Origin of the sequence: Streptomyces sp. NPDC005963 (assembly GCF_040638655.1) — a bacterium.
In the GTDB taxonomy this organism is placed as follows: domain Bacteria; phylum Actinomycetota; class Actinomycetes; order Streptomycetales; family Streptomycetaceae; genus Streptomyces.
Genome location: NZ_JBEXVD010000016.1, coordinates 145210 through 161025, shown reverse-complemented (window position 1 = coordinate 161025; position 15816 = coordinate 145210). Strand labels below are relative to the sequence as shown.

Sequence of the window (15816 nt, the reverse complement as noted above, 5' to 3'; positions counted from 1 at the left end):
ACCAATCTGCCGGGGGCACCCTGAACCCAACCTGAAGCCACCTGAAGGGATCTTCAGCTTGGGTTTGCGACCCTGAGCCCATGCGTTTGTTGATCGTGGAGGACGAGAAGAGGCTGGCACTCTCCCTTGCCAGGGGATTGACGGCCGAAGGCTATGCGGTGGACGTGGTCCACGACGGCCTCGAAGGGCTGCACCGGGCGTCCGAGGGCGCGTACGACCTCGTCATCCTCGACATCATGCTGCCCGGGATGAACGGCTACCGCGTCTGCGCGTCGCTCCGGGCGGCGGGTGACGAGGTGCCGATCCTGATGCTCACCGCCAAGGACGGCGAGTACGACGAGGCGGAAGGTCTCGACACCGGTGCCGACGACTACCTGACCAAGCCGTTCTCGTACGTCGTCCTCGTGGCGAGGGTCAAGGCGCTGCTGCGGCGCCGCGGTCGCTCCGGCGGCTCGCCCCGGCTCACCGTGGGCGATCTGCGCGTGGAGACGGCCGCCCGCCGGGTCTTCCGCGGGGACGAGGAGGTGACGCTCACCGCCAAGGAGTTCGCGGTACTGGAACAACTCGCCGTGCGCGCCGGTGACGTGGTCAGCAAGGCGGAGATCCTCGAACACGTCTGGGACTTCGCGTACGACGGCGACCCCAACATCATCGAGGTCTACATCAGCGCCCTGCGGCGGAAGCTGGGCGCACCCCGCATCCAGACCGTGCGCGGCGCCGGATACCGACTGGTGGCCGCGCCATGAGATCCGTACGGGCCAAGGCCGCCATCGGGGCCACCCTCGTCGTGGCGATCGCGCTGCTCACGACGGGGCTCGGGGTGCTGCTCGTACTCCGCCAGAACCTGGAGGGCAAGATCAACCTCCAGGCGGAGATCGCCGCCCGCGAGGTGGCCTCGCAGTTCGCCCTGGACACCGCACCCGACAAGCTCGACCTCCCGGGCGGTGAGGACCGTCCCATCCAGGTGGTGGGGGAGAACGGGCGGGTCATCGCCGTGTCGCCGGACCTCCAGAGCATCGAGGGCACGAGCAGCCGGAGCGTGAAGCCACTGCCACTGCCCTCACCGAGCGGCGACGAGACCTCCAACAACGACGCCAACGGCAACGACAGCGCACAGCGGGGGCAGGGCGACGAGTCCGACCGTGCGTCCACGGGCGATCCCGCTGGCGAACCCTCCGGTGACTCGGACGACGGGCAGGACAACGGCCCCGACCAGGACTCCGACAACGCCGAATCCGAATCCGAGTCCGATAGGGCCGAATCCGAGCCCGATGGCGATGGCGATGGCGCAGACTCCGACGACGACCCCGCCCGCGGTGAGGTCTCGGGCAGTGAGAAGTTCAGCGACGGCAGCGCCACCGTCGACGGTGACAGCGCCCCCTACCGCTTCGCCGCCGTGGAGGCGACCAACAGCGCGGGCACGACCGTCACCGTCTACGGGGGAGCTCCGCGCGCCACCGAGCAGGAAGCGGTCGAGAGCGTGCGGGACGCGATGCTGATCGGGCTGCCCGCCCTGCTGGTCGTCGTGGGCGCGGTGACCTGGCTGGTCACCCGGCGCGCGCTGCGGCCCGTCGAGGACATCCGCGCCGAGATGGCGGCCATCACGGCATCGGAGGACCTCTCCCGGCGCGTACCGGAACCCGACTCGCGCGATGAGATCGCCCGACTCGCCCGCACCACCAACGAGACGCTCGCCGCGCTGGAGGCGTCGGTCGAACGTCAACGCCGGTTCGTCGCCGACGCTTCCCACGAACTGCGCAGCCCCATCGCCTCGCTGCGTACACAACTGGAAGTGGGCGAGGCACACCCCGATCTGCTCGACGTATCGGGTGCGGTGGCCGACACCGTACGCCTTCAGCAACTCGCCGCCGATCTGTTGCTGCTTGCCCGGTTGGACGCGGGGGAGCGCCCGGGCCAGGCCAGGTTGGACCTGGGGGCCCTGGTGCGGGAGGAGGTGTCCCAGCGGACGAACGACCGGATCCCCGTCACGGTGAGCGCCGTCGACGGACTGGACGTGCTGGGCTCGCGCTCCCAGTTGGCCCGGGTGCTGGGCAATCTCCTCGACAATGCGCAGCGCCACGCGGAGGAGTCGGTCACGGCGGAAGTGCGCGCGGAGGGGGATCGGATCGTGCTCGCGGTCGCAGACGACGGCGAGGGGATTCCGGAGCTCGAACGGGAGCGGATCTTCGAGCGCTTCGTACGGCTCGACGACGCCCGGACCAGGGACGAAGGAGGTGCCGGGCTGGGTCTGGCCATCGCCCGCGATGTGGCCGAGCGCCACGGCGGGACGCTCACCGTGCGGCAGGGACCTCAAGGGGGTGCGCTCTTCGAGGTGAGCGTGCCGGGTGTGCCACGGGCCGGAGAGGACGGGCCCGAGCGGGAGTGAGCGGTGGGTTCGCCGGGCCGTTCGCGGTGGTCGGTCGGCCCGGCCTGGTCTTGCACCTGCCCCATCAGGGCCGGGAGAGCGGCGCTGCCCTCCCGCGGGCACGGCCGTCACCCGCCGGAGCGGGCGGGCGGCGAGGACGGTCATCCGTCGAGATCCGAAAGAGAGGCCCCCCAAGGCCCGCCTTCCGGATCTTCCTGGTGCTCCTCGCTCAGCCCTTGCCGCGCCTACCGCGCAGATGGTCGGCGACCGGTGCGAGCGAGGCCCGCAGATCGGCCAGCGCCTCGGGCGTCATCAGATCGATGAAGTGCTGGCGCACGGATGCCACGTGGTGCGGTGCGACCCGCTGCATGGTCGCCGTGCCCTGCTCGGTGAGCACGGCGTACAGCCCGCGTCGGTCGGATTCGCAGTTCTCCCGGCGGACCAGTCCCGCGGATTCCATGCGGGTGATCTGGTGGGAGAGGCGGCTCTTGGACTGGAGCGTGGCCGCGGCGAGATCGCTCATCCGCATCCGCTGTTCCGCGGACTCGGAGAGGTTGACGAGGATCTCGTAGTCGTTGTTGGTCAAGCCGAACGGTTGGAGGTCCTTTTCGAGTTGGTGCATCAGCAGTCGGCTGACGTCCAGGTGAGTGCGCCAGGTGCGCTGCTCGTCATCGGTCAGCCAGCGAGTGGCCGTCTCGGTCTCCATATATGGATTCTACCTAAGAAGTTGAAAGACGGACGAAGTCATGGTGTGACGCCCGGCACTGGCCAGGGAGTCAGCACGGAGCCCGCAGCGTACTGGGGTGCAGACGTTCGACGTCACACTCCGCAGACTACCGCTCACAGGCCGAAGCGGCGGGTGAGATCACCCAGCTGACCTGGGAGACGCGGAGTGGAGCCGTGTTGACCGTGCTGGCCGGGTGCGGGCGAACCATGCCCCCCGGGCACCCCCGCCTGGTGCGGCGTCGCCCCCGTGGCCGTCTCCGGCATCAGCGTCTCGGTCGACTGGAGCAGGACGGTTCCCGCTCCGACGAACTCGAATTGATGCTCTTCCCCAGAGGCCCCACCGATCCCCGTCAGGGCGCGCAGCCCTCCCATCACCCCGGTCATATAGCCGTGGTCGTAGTGGTGGCACGGGGACGGGCAGTCCGCCCAGCCCACCAGCGCCTGCGGGTCCACTCGGATGGGGGGTTCCATGAACACCACCGGTCCGTTGGACGCCGCCACGAACTTCCCCGTACCGATCAGGGTGAGGAAGCCCGGCACGATTGACTGCTTCAGTGCCAGTGAAGGCTGGTACGCCAGCAGGTTCCCGGACCGGATCGTCAGATTCCCCTGGTCCAAGTCATACGAGTTCACATCGAACGCCCGGTCCGCGAGCAGCATCTTCCCGCTGCCCTCGGCGACCACCCACTCGCCGGCGTGCAGCGGCGAGTGGAACGAGGTCCGCAGCAGTCGGTCCAGCCGGCCGTGCCCGATGCCGTTGAAGTCGATCCGGCCGTAGTAGGCGATCATCTTCCCCTTTTGGAGGAACCACTGACCGCCCTTCAACTCCACACAGAAGGTGTACGGGTTGACGTTGTCGTCGCTGGGGAGCGTGGTCGGGTCCCAGATCTGGCCCTGTGCCGGCGTGGTCACAGCTTCTCCTCCGATGCCTGGACGTAGACCGTGCCGCTGCCGCTCAACTCCAACTGGAACGCCTCGCCCGAGCCGCGTCCCACCATGTCGCGCCAGCCGAGCGCCGTCGTCAGCTTGTTCTGCACATCACCGCGATGGGCCACGTACGCCTGGGGGTCCACGTGGATCGAGCGCCCCGGGGTGATCGGCAGCTCGACCACGCCCCCGTGCGCCATGACCGCGACCGCGCCACTGCCGCGCAGCGTGGTCGTGAACAGCCCCTGCCCGGTCACCTGTCCGCGCACCATGCCCATCACCCCGCCCTGCGAGCCGAGGAACATCGTCCCCTGCTCCAGGGTGCCGTCGAAGGCGAGCAGTCGGTCGGCCTCCACGTAGAGGGTGTCCCCACCGAGGTGGACGATGTGGACGTGGTGGCCGCCGTGGCCGAACAGCACCGTGCCGCTGCCCTCGACCGTCATCAGCGGGGTCGCCTCCCCGGCCACCCTGCGGCCGATCATCGACGCGAGCCCGCCCTGACCGCCCTGGGTGTTCGGTGTGAAGGACACCTCGCCCTTGTACGCGAGCATCGCGCCGCGCTGGCTGAAGATCCGCTGCCCTGGGAAGACGGCCGCCTCGACCATCCTGGAGTTGATCTCTCGGAACGGCATGGCTACGCATCCCCTCCGATGGTGTTGCGCTCACTGGGCTGGACGTAGACGACGCCGTCGCCCTCGAACCGGATCTGGAATGCCTCTCCGCCGCCTTCGCCCAGGAAGGTGCGGAACGTCACACCGGACTGGAAGTTCTGCTGGAGGTTCCCCTGATGGGCGATGTACGCGCCCGGGTCGACCGCGAGCGGGTACTGCGGGGTGACCCGCAGGACCACCGCGGGCCCGTCGGACATGATGGCCGCCCGCCCGGTGCCCTCGATGGTGGTGGTGAACAGCCCGTTGCCCGTCGCTCCGCCGCGCAGCCCGGTGAAACTCGTGCCGGTCCGCAGCCCCGCGTCGGCGCAGAGCAGATTGCTCGACTCCACGTACAGCTTGTCGCCGTGCAGGTTCACCAGGTTGATCTCGGACGCCCGGTCGGCGAAGTAGCAGGTGCCCTGCCCCTTCACCTCCATCATCACCATCTGCTCACCGGTGAGTCTGCGGGTGACCATCCCGCGGATGCCCTCGCCGCCGCCGGACAGCTTCTTGAAGGCCATCTGGCCGTCGTACGCGACCATCGACCCGTTCTTCGCCTTGACGGCGTCGCCGGTCATGTCAACCGCGAGCACCTTGCTCCCTTGGAGCCGGAACGTTGCCACACAGCGACGGTAGCCCGCCCACGGGGCAGTAGGACAGCTGTCCGGGAGTAACCCGTGCGGCTCGGACCCACCCCGGACAAAGGGATGGCAAAGGAAGCTGACACAATGGGCCAGCGCTTGTGAGCGCATTCACAAGATCGTCTCCCATTGAAGGTGCCTCCGTGGACATCAAGACCGCCTCCTCCCTCCACCGTCTCCGCCTGGTCTCCGCACCGGAGGCCGTCTCCTTCATCCTGCTGCTCGTGGCCTCGGTGCTGAAGCGCACCACCGACTTCAACGCGGTGCCGGCCCTGGGCATGATCCACGGAGTCCTGTTCATCCTGTACGTGCTGTTCTGGCTGGACGCCTGGAACCGCACCAAGTGGGACCTGAAGACCGCGGCGCTCTACTTCGTGCTCTCCGTCCTGCCACTGGGCGGCTTCTACGCCGAGCGCAAGCTGAAGCGTGCCGCCGACGACGAGGTGATCGCCTCCCGCGCCCGCCGCGAGGGCGTCGTCGAGGCATAGAGTTCGTGTCCTTCGGATCGTGAAGGACCCTTGCCGTTTCCCTCGGGGGGCGGACCGAGCACTCGGTCCGCCCCCCGGGTCGTTGCGGCCCCGGGCACGGTTGGCCGAGCCCGTACGGTGATCGGACCGAAGGGCGAGACGGGGCTGTTCCGTGCCGGGCCACTGGATAGGGTCGGAGCCGTGCCGAAGCCCCTCAGCCTCCCCTTCGATCCCATCGCACGCGCCGACGAACTCTGGCGGCAGCGCTGGGGGCCCGTGCCCTCCATGGCGGCGATCACCTCGATCATGCGCGCGCACCAGATCCTGCTCGCCGAGGTCGACGCCATCGTCAAACCCTATGAACTGACCTTCGCCCGGTACGAGGCACTCGTGCTGCTCACCTTCTCCAAGGCCGGTGAGCTGCCGATGTCGAAGATCGGCGAGCGGCTGATGGTGCATCCCACCTCCGTCACCAACACCGTCGACCGACTGGTGCGCTCCGGCCTCGTGGACAAGAGGCCCAATCCGAACGACGGGCGCGGCACCCTCGCGTCGATCACCGATAAGGGGCGGAGCGTCGTCGAGGCGGCCACCCGCGATCTGATGGAGATGGACTTCGGGCTGGGTGCGTACGACGCCGAGGAGTGTGCGGAGATCTTCGCGATGCTGCGGCCGTTGCGGGTCTCGGCCGCGGACTTCGACGAGCGCTGAGGGCTGCTGCTGCCCCCTGCGCGGGGCGTAGGGCACGGGCCCGCCCCGCTCACAGCGGGCCCGGAGGGCCCGGATACGCTCGACCCCATGAAACAAACCGTGCTGACCCGCTACCGGGTGATGGCGTACATCACTGCCGTCTGGCTGCTCGTCTTCACCGGCGCCATCATCTTGAAGTACGGCTTCGAAACCGGCGACACCATGGTGATCTCTCAGATCCACGGTGTTCTCTTCATCGTCTACGTGATCTTCGCGTTCGATCTGGGCTCCAAGGCGAAGTGGCCCTTCGGCAAGCTGCTCTGGGTGCTCGCGGCCGGCTGCATCCCCGTGGCCTCCTTCTTCGTCGAGCCGAAGATCAGTCGTGAGGCCCGCGCCCTGATCTCCGACGGCAACAAGGTCCCGGCAGGGGCCTGAAGGTCCACCGCCGCGTGCGCATGGCTCGCGGCGGTTTCCCATCGACATTTACTAGGACGTCCTAGTAAATTGAATGTATGGACGCTGACGCCATCGAGCAAGGCCGCCGACGCTGGCAGGCCCGCTACGACAAGGCCCGGAAGCGGGATGCCGACTTCAGCACGCTCTCCGGAGACCCCGTGGAGCCTGTTTACGGACCCCGCCCCGGAGACACGTACGAGGGATTCGACCGGATCGGCTGGCCCGGTGAGTACCCCTTCACCCGAGGTCTGCACCCGACCGGCTACCGCGGTCGCACCTGGACGATCCGGCAGTTCGCCGGCTTCGGGAACGCCGAGCAGACCAACGAGCGGTACAAGATGATCCTCGCCGCGGGCGGAGGTGGTCTCTCCGTCGCCTTCGACATGCCCACCCTCATGGGACGGGACTCGGACGACCCCCGCGCGCTCGGCGAGGTCGGTCACTGCGGGGTCGCCATCGACTCCGCGGCCGACATGGAGGTGCTGTTCCGGGACATCCCCCTCGGTGACGTCACCACGTCCATGACCATCAGCGGCCCGGCCGTGCCCGTCTTCTGCATGTACCTGGTCGCCGCCGAGCGGCAGGGCGTCGATCCGGCCGTGCTGAACGGCACGCTCCAGACCGACATCTTCAAGGAGTACATCGCCCAGAAGGAATGGCTCTTCCAGCCCGAACCCCATCTGCGGCTCATCGGCGACCTGATGGAGCACTGCGCCCGGGACATCCCCGCGTACAAGCCGCTCTCCGTCTCCGGGTACCACATCCGCGAGGCAGGGGCGACGGCCGCGCAGGAGTTGGCGTACACGCTCGCCGACGGCTTCGGATACGTGGAACTCGGGCTCAGCCGCGGGCTGGACGTGGACACCTTCGCCCCCGGGCTCTCCTTCTTCTTCGACGCCCACCTCGACTTCTTCGAGGAGATCGCCAAGTTCCGCGCAGCCCGGCGGATCTGGGCGCGATGGATGCGCGAGGTCTACGGGGCGCGGACGGACAAGGCCCAGTGGCTGCGCTTCCACACGCAGACCGCCGGCGTCTCGCTCACCGCCCAGCAGCCGTACAACAACGTCGTGCGCACCGCAGTGGAGGCGCTGTCCGCGGTGCTCGGCGGCACCAACTCGCTGCACACCAACGCCCTCGACGAGACACTCGCGCTGCCCAGCGCCCAGGCCGCCGAAATCGCCCTGCGCACCCAACAGGTGCTGATGGAGGAGACCGGCGTCGCCAATGTGGCCGACCCGCTCGGCGGCTCCTGGTACGTGGAGCAGCTCACCGATCGGATCGAGGCCGAGGCCGAGAAGGTTTTCGAACGGATCAAGGACCGCGGTCGACTCGCCCACCCCGATGGGCAGCACCCCATCGGGCCCATGACCTCCGGCATCCTGCGCGGCATCGAGGATGGCTGGTTCACCGGGGAGATCGCCGAATCGGCCTTCCGCTACCAGCGGTCCCTGGAGAAGGGCGACAAGCGGGTCGTCGGCGTCAACGTCCACCATGGCTCGGTCACCGGTGATCTGGAGATCCTGCGGGTCAGCCACGAGGTGGAGCGCGACCAGGTGCAGGTCCTCGCGGAGCGCAGGTCCCGGCGCGACGACACCGTCGTGCGCGACTGCCTGGAGGCGATGCTCACGGCGGCCCGGGACGGTTCGAACATGATCGGGCCGATGCTGGAAGCGGTACGGGCCGAGGCCACGCTGGGCGAGATCTGCGACGCCCTGCGGGACGAGTGGGGCACGTACACCGAGCCGCCCGGGTTCTGACGGGCTCACCTGCGGGATGCGTACGGCGACCGGGTGCCCCCGCCCGGCGCCGTGCGTGCCGCGCTTGACGTCCTCGTACCAGGTCCGGTCCTGGCGTCAGCCCTTGCGCAGGGAGGTCAACCCTGAGAGCAGCAGGGTGGTGAAGCTGTGCGCCCATGCCTCGTCGACCGGCTCCGCGCTGACTAGGGTCCGGTGGACGACGGCCCCGGCGATCACGTCGAAGATCAGATCGGCGTTGCGCGCGGCGGCTTCGGCGTCGTCCTCGTAGGGCAGTTCGCCGCGCGCCTGCGCCCGGGCCCTGCCCTCAAGCACCAGGCACTTCTGCCGGTCCACGATGGCGGAACGGATCCGGCCCCGCAGTGCCTCGTCCCGGGTGGACTCCGCCACCACGGCCATCAGCGCCGTCCTGGTCTCCGGGCGTTCCAGCAGCTTCGCGAACTGCAACACCACTCCCTCCACATCGGCCATCAGGCTGCCGCGGTCGGGTAGTTCGAGTTCGTCGAAGAGCACGGCCACGGCGTCGATCACCAGTTCGCTCTTGCCCGCCCAGCGGCGGTAGAGCGTGGTCTTGGCCACTTTGGCGCGGGCTGCGACATCGCCCATGGTCAGTTTTGACCAGCCCAGCTCGACGAGTGCCGCCCGGGTCGCTTCGAGGATGGCGACATCGGCCTCGGTGCTGCGAGGGCGTCCCATATGACCGGTCCGTACTGATGTGGGGCGGGGACGGCTGCACATGACGGCGACCATACCGGCGGGTAAGCGCTTTGGTGTGAGCCAGTTCACCGGAGGAATCTCACACGCGGGAGGCGACGGAACGGAAGTCGAACAGATACGCTACGGGTCGTAGCGAAAGCGCTGAGCCGCTCCGCGACAGCCACTGGCGCACGGGTGGGGACCCCGCGCCGAACAGTTTGAGCCATGTGCAGTACCTGCGTCCATGGGTTCGTACGGTCTAAAGGTCCGTACTTTTCGTTTGCGCGCGCGGACGGGGGAGGATGTACTCATGCAGCCTAGGAACATGTCCATGAGCGGCGTCGTCGACCTCGCCGCGGTGAAGGCGGCCAACGAGGCCAAGGCCAAGGCGGAGCAGGCCCGTGCTGAGGCCGCCCGCCAAGGCGGAGGGGGCGCGGTGCCCCCGTCCAGTCTGGTGATCGACGTCGACGAAGCGGGCTTCGAGCGCGATGTGCTCCAGCAGTCCGCCGTCGTCCCCGTCGTCCTCGACTTCTGGGCCGAGTGGTGCCAGCCGTGCAAGCAGCTCAGCCCGCTGCTGGAACGTCTCGCGCTGGAGTACAACGGCCGGTTCGTCCTGGCCAAGGTGGACGTTGACGCAAATCAGATGCTGATGCAGCAGTTCGGCATCCAGGGCATTCCAGCCGTTTTCGCGGTGGTCGCCGGGCAGGCGCTGCCGCTCTTCCAGGGAGCCGCACCCGAGGAGCAGATCCGGCAGACGCTGGATCAGCTGATCCAGGTCGGCGAGGAGCGCTTCGGGCTGACCGGGATCGTGGTCGACTCCGATGCGGCACCGGCTGCCGCCGGCCCGGCCCCGGTGCCGGTCGGTCCCTATGACGCCCTGCTGGAAGCCGCCGTGCAGGCGCTGGACGCCGGAGACTTCGGCGGCGCCGTGCAGGCGTACCGCAATGTGCTGGCCGATGACCCCGGCAACTCGGAGGCGAAGCTCGGTCTGGCCCAGGCCGAACTGCTGCGCAGGGTCGCCGACATGGATCCGCAGAAGGTGCGCGACAGGGCGGCGAGCGATCCCGCCGATGCCGAGGCGCAGATCGACGCCGCCGATCTCGACCTCGTCGGCGGCCATGTGGAGGACGCCTTCGGGCGGCTCGTCGAGACCGTTCGACGCACCGCGGGCGAGGACCGCGATGTCGTACGGGTGCGCCTGCTGAAGCTCTTCGAGGTGATCGGGCCGGATGACCCGCGGGTCACGGCCGCCCGCTCGGCCCTGGCCCGGGTCCTTTTCTGATCCTGACCTGGCCGATCCGTGCCCGCGGGGGTCCGTCCGGCCCCGGTGCGCGATGAAGTCGACGGCGGTGGCGTTCTGGGAGCGCCACCGCCGCTTTTGTTGACGCGATGCCTACTAGTCGCCGCCCTTTACCAAAACTTGGTAAACCGGCGACCTGTTACTCGCAGTAAAGCGACTGAATTCTTCTGTCCCCCTATCGGCCTCGATTTCGGCATCTGGTGGGGCGATCTGCGGCACCCTGTGTGGCCGGGCGAAAGCAGTCGGCCATACCCCCGGCATCGACCCGTTACTAGCCAGTAACGAGCCCCCTTGTGTCTGGGCGAGGAATGCACCACGATCGGCGTCGCTCGGTCCAAACACCGCAACGCCCGGTCTCCAGCCGTGTGACGCGTCTTGGGTCCCCACCGAGCCGGCCGGCCTCAACTCCGGTCGCGGACAGGGGGGTTCCCGCCATCGGGCGGGGCCTGTCTGAATCAGGTTGTGCGTGAGGCATCAGGCGCGACCAGTGGTTGTCGCTCGGGGGTGATCGCCGGTGCTTCGGACGCACTACGCGCCGGACGGTACGGCGCTCTCCTCCCCGAGGACGTAAGCACTTCTCCCATCTCAGGACGGACCTCGCGGTCCGATCCTCGGATGTACGTCCGAGAAGGAGGAAAGTCATGGAGTCTCTGGCTCGTGGCAAAACCAGATGGAAGCGGTTCGCCCTTGTCATGGTGCCGAGCGTGGCCGCAACGGCCGCCATCGGCATCGGTCTGGCCCAAGGAGCGCTCGCCGCGTCATTCAGCATTTCCGGCCAGGAGTTCAAGGTCACGGCCGACTCGCTCGTCGGTCACGACTTCGTTCAGTACGGCAGTGTCGCATCGGGCAAGAACCTGGAAGGCAACTCGTTCGCGGAGCCGGTCGCGGTGTCCGGTTTCAGCAGGGCGACCATCACCAACATGTGTCAATCGGTGGTCACCCCGAAGGTGCCGTTCATCGGCAACGTCAGCCTTGAGTTGACCGCGGGCACCGATCCCGATAATCCGGTCACCGCCAAGGACCTCTACCTCGACGTCTCCTACCTGGAAGCGGACGCCGAGTTCAGCAACATCGACATCGGGGTGGCCGCCGGCTCCCTCGGCGCGCCGGGCATCCAGCCGGGCACCGAGGAGAAGGTGAACCCGCACGGCTTCGCCCAGCGCGCCGATCTGGCGACGCTGACCGACGTCAAGCAGAAGGCGTGGGCCACCACGGCGGGCACCTTCAAGCTCAGCGGTCTCAAGTTGAAACTGCACAAGGGCACCAAGGAGTGCTTCCCCGGCTAGGAAGAACCCTCTGGATCAGGCTGGATCAGGGAGCGTGCGCAGCAGGATCCAGAGGAGATGACCCCAGCGGGCCCGGCACGCCGTGCACGGGCGGGAGCGTCGGCCCCTCGCCGTCGCCCCCGTCCGTCCTCCCCATCTCACCGCACGACCGCTAGCAGGGAGCTGTTTTCCATGAGCGCCGAGTCCATGGCCACCGGGCACGATGAGCACCTCCTCCGCGTCCTACGGCGGCGGTTCAGCAACTGGCGGGGACAACGACCTTTCTGGGCAGGGCTGTTCACCATGCTCGGTGGCGTTCCGATCGCCTACTTCCCCTACGCCGACGTCCGACTCGGCAATCTGACCATCGCCATGTCCACCACGGCCGGCGCAGGTTCGTTGATCATCGGCGTGCTGCTGGTCACGCTCGGTCTGACGATGTGGTTCCACGCGATCGTCCGGGTCTTCGCCGGGGTCGCGGCGATCATCCTGGCACTGGTCTCCCTGCCGGTGGCCAACATCGGCGGCTTCGTGTTCGGATTCCTCTTCGCCTTGGTCGGAGGTGCGCTCTCCATCTCGTGGATGCCGGGCGCGCCACTGCCCCCGGCCACCGAAGGCGCCACCAGCGACGGAGCCGTCGACGACCGCGCCGAAGCCGAAGTCACCCCTCCCACCGCGGAGTCCTCCGTCGAGCCGGGGGAGTGGGGTGCCGCGGTCCCGGCCGCGTCGGGCACGCCCGAGACCACCACCGAAACCAACGGCGGGAGGAAGAGTGCCGGGTGACATCTCGCCGCTGACGCCCCCCGAGGGCGACGGCGCGCGGGCCAGGAAGGGCCCCCGCCATGCGGCTCCACGCAAGTCCCTGCTGACCAAACTCCATCTACCCGCGGGCAAGGCGATGGCCCTGGCCGCGATGCCGACCGCGGTCCTGGTGGGCATGGGGCTCACCCCCCGGCTGGCCCTGGCGGACGACAAGGAGATCCCTTTCGCGCCCGGGCCCTGCATCACCCGTTCGGAACAACCGGTGGAGCCGACCGAGGCGCCTCCCGAGCCCACTCCGTCCCTTTCTGCCTCTCCGTCCGCCTCTCCGTCCGCGTCACCGCGGCCGTCCCGGCCGTCCGGGAGTCCCGACGGAACCGATGGTGCCGACGAGTCAGACGACGAGGACAGCGGCGACAGCGGCGGCAGCGAAGACGCCCGCCCCGGTGCCTCCCCCTCCGCTCAGGACCGGCCGGGCGGCGGGCAGTTGGCCGCCGGGTCCCCGTCCACGCCGACCGCGCACCCGTCCCCGTCCAGGACCCGGAATCCGGTGGATCCCCTGGGCGTGGGCGACGCCGTCAAGGACCTCATCGAGGGGCTCGGAAAGCCTCCGCCGAAGGGGTCGGCGGACGACGAGGAGAAACCTTCCGACCGGCCCACCGCCCACGACCCGAACGGGAAGCCGGCCAAGAACCCCGCCGGGAAGCCCGCCGGAAAACCCGACCGGAAGCCGGGCGACGAGAGCGGTGCCCAGTCCGACGGCGATTCCGACAACGATTCCGAGGAGCAGCCCGCCGACCAAGCCGGTGAGTCCGACGAGCCGAATGCGCCGGATGAGCCGGATGAGCCGGATGAGTCGGACGGCGCCGACAGCGGTGCGTCGGAAGGTGCCCACCGCCCGGATCAGGACAAGCGCCCCGAGCCCACCGCCGACCCGACGAAGGAAGCCATCAAAGAGGCGGCCGAGCAAGCCGGCGCCGCCGTCGAGGAGTTGGACGAGGAGGTCAAGGGGCTCGATCCGAAGAAGGACGATGACGTCCCGGATGGAGCGAAACCGCGCTTCCCCTGTCCCACCGCCGATCCCGAGGCCCTCGCAGCAGCCGCGTTGGAGCCGGGTCTCCCCCTGCTGCCCGAACACCCCTGGGAGCTGCGGAGTTCCGTGCTGACCCTACGGGGACTGAAGTACCACGGCATCGTCGAGGTGCGGACCAGCGACGGCAGCACCAAGAAGGCGCTGAAGTTCACGGCGTCGGGCGTGGACATCAAGGACCTCCACCAGTCCGCCCGGTATCCGGGGGACAGCACGATGCACGTGAAGGCCAGGGAAGGCTCGACCTCGACGATCCGGCAGGGCACCGTGACGATGTACACGGAGTCCCTGAAGGGGAACCTGTTCGGCATCATCCCGGTCACGTTCAGCCCGCGGACCCCACCGCCGCTCGACGTCCCCTTCGCCGTGTTCACCGATGTCACGGTGGTGCAGGCGGGCCAGTTCGGCGGCACGCTGACCGTCCCGGGTCTGCGCAACTACGTGACCGAGGACAACGATTGACGCGGCTGACGCTGCTGCCCCCGCGGTCGCATCGGGCGGCGCCGGATCCACGGGGTCCCCACCGGGTGTGCGGAGGGCCGCGCTCCTCCGACGATTGCGGGAGGGGCGCGGCCCTGTGAGATGACCGGCAGGCGTCAGCTCTGGCCGCCCAGGTGATGGACGCGCACCATGTTGGTGGTGCCGGGCACTCCGGGGGGCGAACCGGCCGTGATGATCATCGTGTCGCCCTCGTTGTGGCGCTGGAGCTTCAGCAGCTCCGCGTCCACCAACTCCACCATGGCATCGGTGTTGTGCACGTGCGGCACCACGAACGCCTCCACGCCCCAGCTCAGCGCGAGCTGGTTGCGGGTGGCGACCTCGGTGGTGAAGGCCAGGATGGGCTGACAGGCGCGGTAGCGGGAGAGCCTGCGGGCGGTGTCACCGGACTTGGTGAAGGCGATCAGGGCCTTGCCGTCCAGGAAGTCCGCGATCTCGCACGCCGCCCGGGCCACCGAACCGCCCTGCGTACGCGGCTTCTTGCCGGGCACCAGGGGCTGGAGGCCCTTGGACATCAACTCGTCCTCGGCCGCGGTCACGATCTTCGACATCGTCTTGACGGTCTCGATCGGGTAGGCGCCCACGGAGGACTCGGCGGAGAGCATCACCGCGTCCGCGCCGTCCAGGATCGCATTGGCGACGTCGGACGCCTCGGCGCGCGTGGGACGGGAGTTGGTGATCATCGACTCCATCATCTGGGTCGCCACGATCACCGGCTTGGCGTTGCGGCGGCACAGCTCGATCAGCCGCTTCTGCACCATCGGGACCCTCTCCAGCGGGTACTCCACCGCCAGGTCGCCTCGGGCGACCATCACGCCGTCGAACGCCATGACGACGTCCTCCATGTTGGCGACGGCCTGCGGCTTCTCGACCTTGGCGATGACCGGCACCCGGCGCCCGACCTCGTCCATGACCTTGTGGACGTCCTTGACGTCATGGGCGTCACGGACGAACGAGAGGGCCACCAGGTCGCAGCCCATCCGGAGCGCGAACTTGAGGTCGTCGATGTCCTTCTCGGACAGCGCGGGGACGTTGACGGCGGCGCCGGGCAGGTTGATGCCCTTGTGGTCGGAGATCACACCGCCCTCGACGACGATCGTCTTCACACGGGGACCCTCGACCTCGACGACCCGCAGTTCGACGTTGCCGTCGTTGATCAGGATCTGGTCGCCCTTGGAGACGTCGCCCGGCAGGCCCTTGTACGTGGTGCCGCAGATGGACTTGTCGCCGTCCACGTCCTCGGTGGTGATGGTGAACTCGTCCCCCCGGACCAGCTCCACCGGACCCTCGGCGAAGGTCTCCAGACGGATCTTCGGGCCCTGGAGGTCGGCGAGCACGCCCAGTGCGCGGCCGGTGTCCTCGGCGGCCTTGCGGACGCGGTGGTACCGCTCCTCGTGCTCGGCGTGGGACCCGTGGCTCATGTTGAAACGGGCCACGTTCATACCGGCTTCGATGAGAGCTTTCAGCTGCTCGTACGAGTCGACGGCGGGGCCCAGTGTGCAGACGATTTTGGAACGGCGCATAAGGCGATC

The 15816-nt window shown here is 68.5% G+C and carries 16 protein-coding genes; 10 read left to right on the top strand and 6 right to left on the bottom strand.

Annotation, left to right across the window (positions count from 1 at the left end):
• Nucleotides 1-80: 80 nt before the first annotated feature.
• Both ABZ348_RS21785 and ABZ348_RS21780 read left to right on the top strand, forming a co-directional pair.
• On the top strand, nt 81-746 hold the full coding sequence (locus tag ABZ348_RS21785) for a response regulator transcription factor (RefSeq protein ID WP_358935452.1): 666 nt from the start codon (nt 81-83) through the stop codon (nt 744-746).
• Complete coding sequence (locus ABZ348_RS21780) at nt 743-2386, top strand: ATP-binding protein (protein WP_358935450.1); 1644 nt, start codon at nt 743-745, stop codon at nt 2384-2386. Before ABZ348_RS21785 ends, ABZ348_RS21780 begins: the two co-directional genes overlap by 4 nt.
• A 208-nt stretch (nt 2387-2594) precedes the next feature.
• Here ABZ348_RS21780 and ABZ348_RS21775 read toward each other — a convergent pair whose 3' ends face one another.
• The 4 genes from ABZ348_RS21775 to ABZ348_RS21760 all read right to left on the bottom strand — a co-directional run bounded on the left by ABZ348_RS21775 (nt 2595) and on the right by ABZ348_RS21760 (nt 5291).
• On the bottom strand, nt 2595-3071 hold the full coding sequence (locus tag ABZ348_RS21775; RefSeq protein WP_358935448.1) for a MarR family transcriptional regulator: 477 nt from the start codon (nt 3069-3071) through the stop codon (nt 2595-2597).
• Between the two features lie 134 nt (nt 3072-3205).
• A complete protein-coding gene (locus ABZ348_RS21770) occupies nt 3206-4003 on the bottom strand; it encodes an AIM24 family protein (RefSeq protein ID WP_358935447.1) in 798 nt (265 codons plus the stop codon).
• The gene (locus tag ABZ348_RS21765) at nt 4000-4650 is read right to left on the bottom strand and encodes an AIM24 family protein (protein ID WP_358935445.1); all 651 of its coding nucleotides are present in this window, start codon (nt 4648-4650) and stop codon (nt 4000-4002) included. The genes ABZ348_RS21770 and ABZ348_RS21765 overlap by 4 nt, the downstream gene beginning before the upstream one ends.
• A 2-nt stretch (nt 4651-4652) precedes the next feature.
• Entirely contained in the window at nt 4653-5291 is a 639-nt protein-coding gene (locus ABZ348_RS21760) for an AIM24 family protein (protein ID WP_358935443.1), read from the bottom strand.
• Nucleotides 5292-5452: 161 nt separating this feature from the next.
• Between ABZ348_RS21760 and ABZ348_RS21755 the strand changes: the two genes are divergently transcribed.
• The 4 genes from ABZ348_RS21755 (at nt 5453) to ABZ348_RS21740 (ending at nt 8679) form a co-directional block, all read left to right on the top strand.
• Entirely contained in the window at nt 5453-5797 is a 345-nt protein-coding gene (locus tag ABZ348_RS21755; protein ID WP_329023454.1) for a DUF3817 domain-containing protein, read from the top strand.
• A 180-nt stretch (nt 5798-5977) separates the two neighbouring features.
• Nucleotides 5978-6487: a MarR family transcriptional regulator gene (locus tag ABZ348_RS21750; RefSeq protein WP_358935441.1), complete on the top strand. Its 510-nt coding sequence runs from the start codon at nt 5978-5980 to the stop codon at nt 6485-6487.
• Between the two features lie 87 nt (nt 6488-6574).
• Nucleotides 6575-6901 carry a DUF3817 domain-containing protein gene (locus tag ABZ348_RS21745; protein ID WP_358935439.1) on the top strand — a complete coding sequence of 109 codons (327 nt, stop codon included), beginning with the start codon at nt 6575-6577 and terminating at the stop codon, nt 6899-6901.
• A gap of 77 nt (nt 6902-6978) precedes the next feature.
• On the top strand, nt 6979-8679 hold the full coding sequence (locus ABZ348_RS21740; protein ID WP_358935437.1) for a methylmalonyl-CoA mutase family protein: 1701 nt from the start codon (nt 6979-6981) through the stop codon (nt 8677-8679).
• A gap of 96 nt (nt 8680-8775) precedes the next feature.
• Here the strand turns inward: ABZ348_RS21740 and ABZ348_RS21735 are convergent, their stop codons facing one another.
• The gene (locus ABZ348_RS21735; RefSeq protein WP_358935492.1) at nt 8776-9426 is read right to left on the bottom strand and encodes a TetR/AcrR family transcriptional regulator; all 651 of its coding nucleotides are present in this window, start codon (nt 9424-9426) and stop codon (nt 8776-8778) included.
• Nucleotides 9427-9682: 256 nt separating this feature from the next.
• Between ABZ348_RS21735 and ABZ348_RS21730 the strand changes: the two genes are divergently transcribed.
• The 4 genes from ABZ348_RS21730 to ABZ348_RS21715 all read left to right on the top strand — a co-directional run bounded on the left by ABZ348_RS21730 (nt 9683) and on the right by ABZ348_RS21715 (nt 14248).
• Entirely contained in the window at nt 9683-10654 is a 972-nt protein-coding gene (locus ABZ348_RS21730) for a tetratricopeptide repeat protein (protein ID WP_358935435.1), read from the top strand.
• 659 nt (nt 10655-11313) lie between these two features.
• Nucleotides 11314-11958 (top strand): DUF6230 family protein, encoded by a 645-nt coding sequence (locus ABZ348_RS21725; protein ID WP_358935434.1) that lies wholly within the window; start codon nt 11314-11316, stop codon nt 11956-11958.
• A 171-nt stretch (nt 11959-12129) separates the two neighbouring features.
• Nucleotides 12130-12720, top strand: coding sequence for a DUF6114 domain-containing protein (locus ABZ348_RS21720; RefSeq protein ID WP_358935432.1), 591 nt, complete (start codon nt 12130-12132; stop codon nt 12718-12720).
• Entirely contained in the window at nt 12710-14248 is a 1539-nt protein-coding gene (locus tag ABZ348_RS21715; protein ID WP_358935430.1) for a hypothetical protein, read from the top strand. The genes ABZ348_RS21720 and ABZ348_RS21715 overlap by 11 nt, the downstream gene beginning before the upstream one ends.
• A 134-nt stretch (nt 14249-14382) precedes the next feature.
• On the opposite strand, the gene pyk is transcribed toward ABZ348_RS21715, so the two are convergent.
• Entirely contained in the window at nt 14383-15807 is a 1425-nt protein-coding gene (pyk, locus tag ABZ348_RS21710) for a pyruvate kinase (protein ID WP_358935428.1), read from the bottom strand.
• Nucleotides 15808-15816 lie beyond the last annotated feature (9 nt).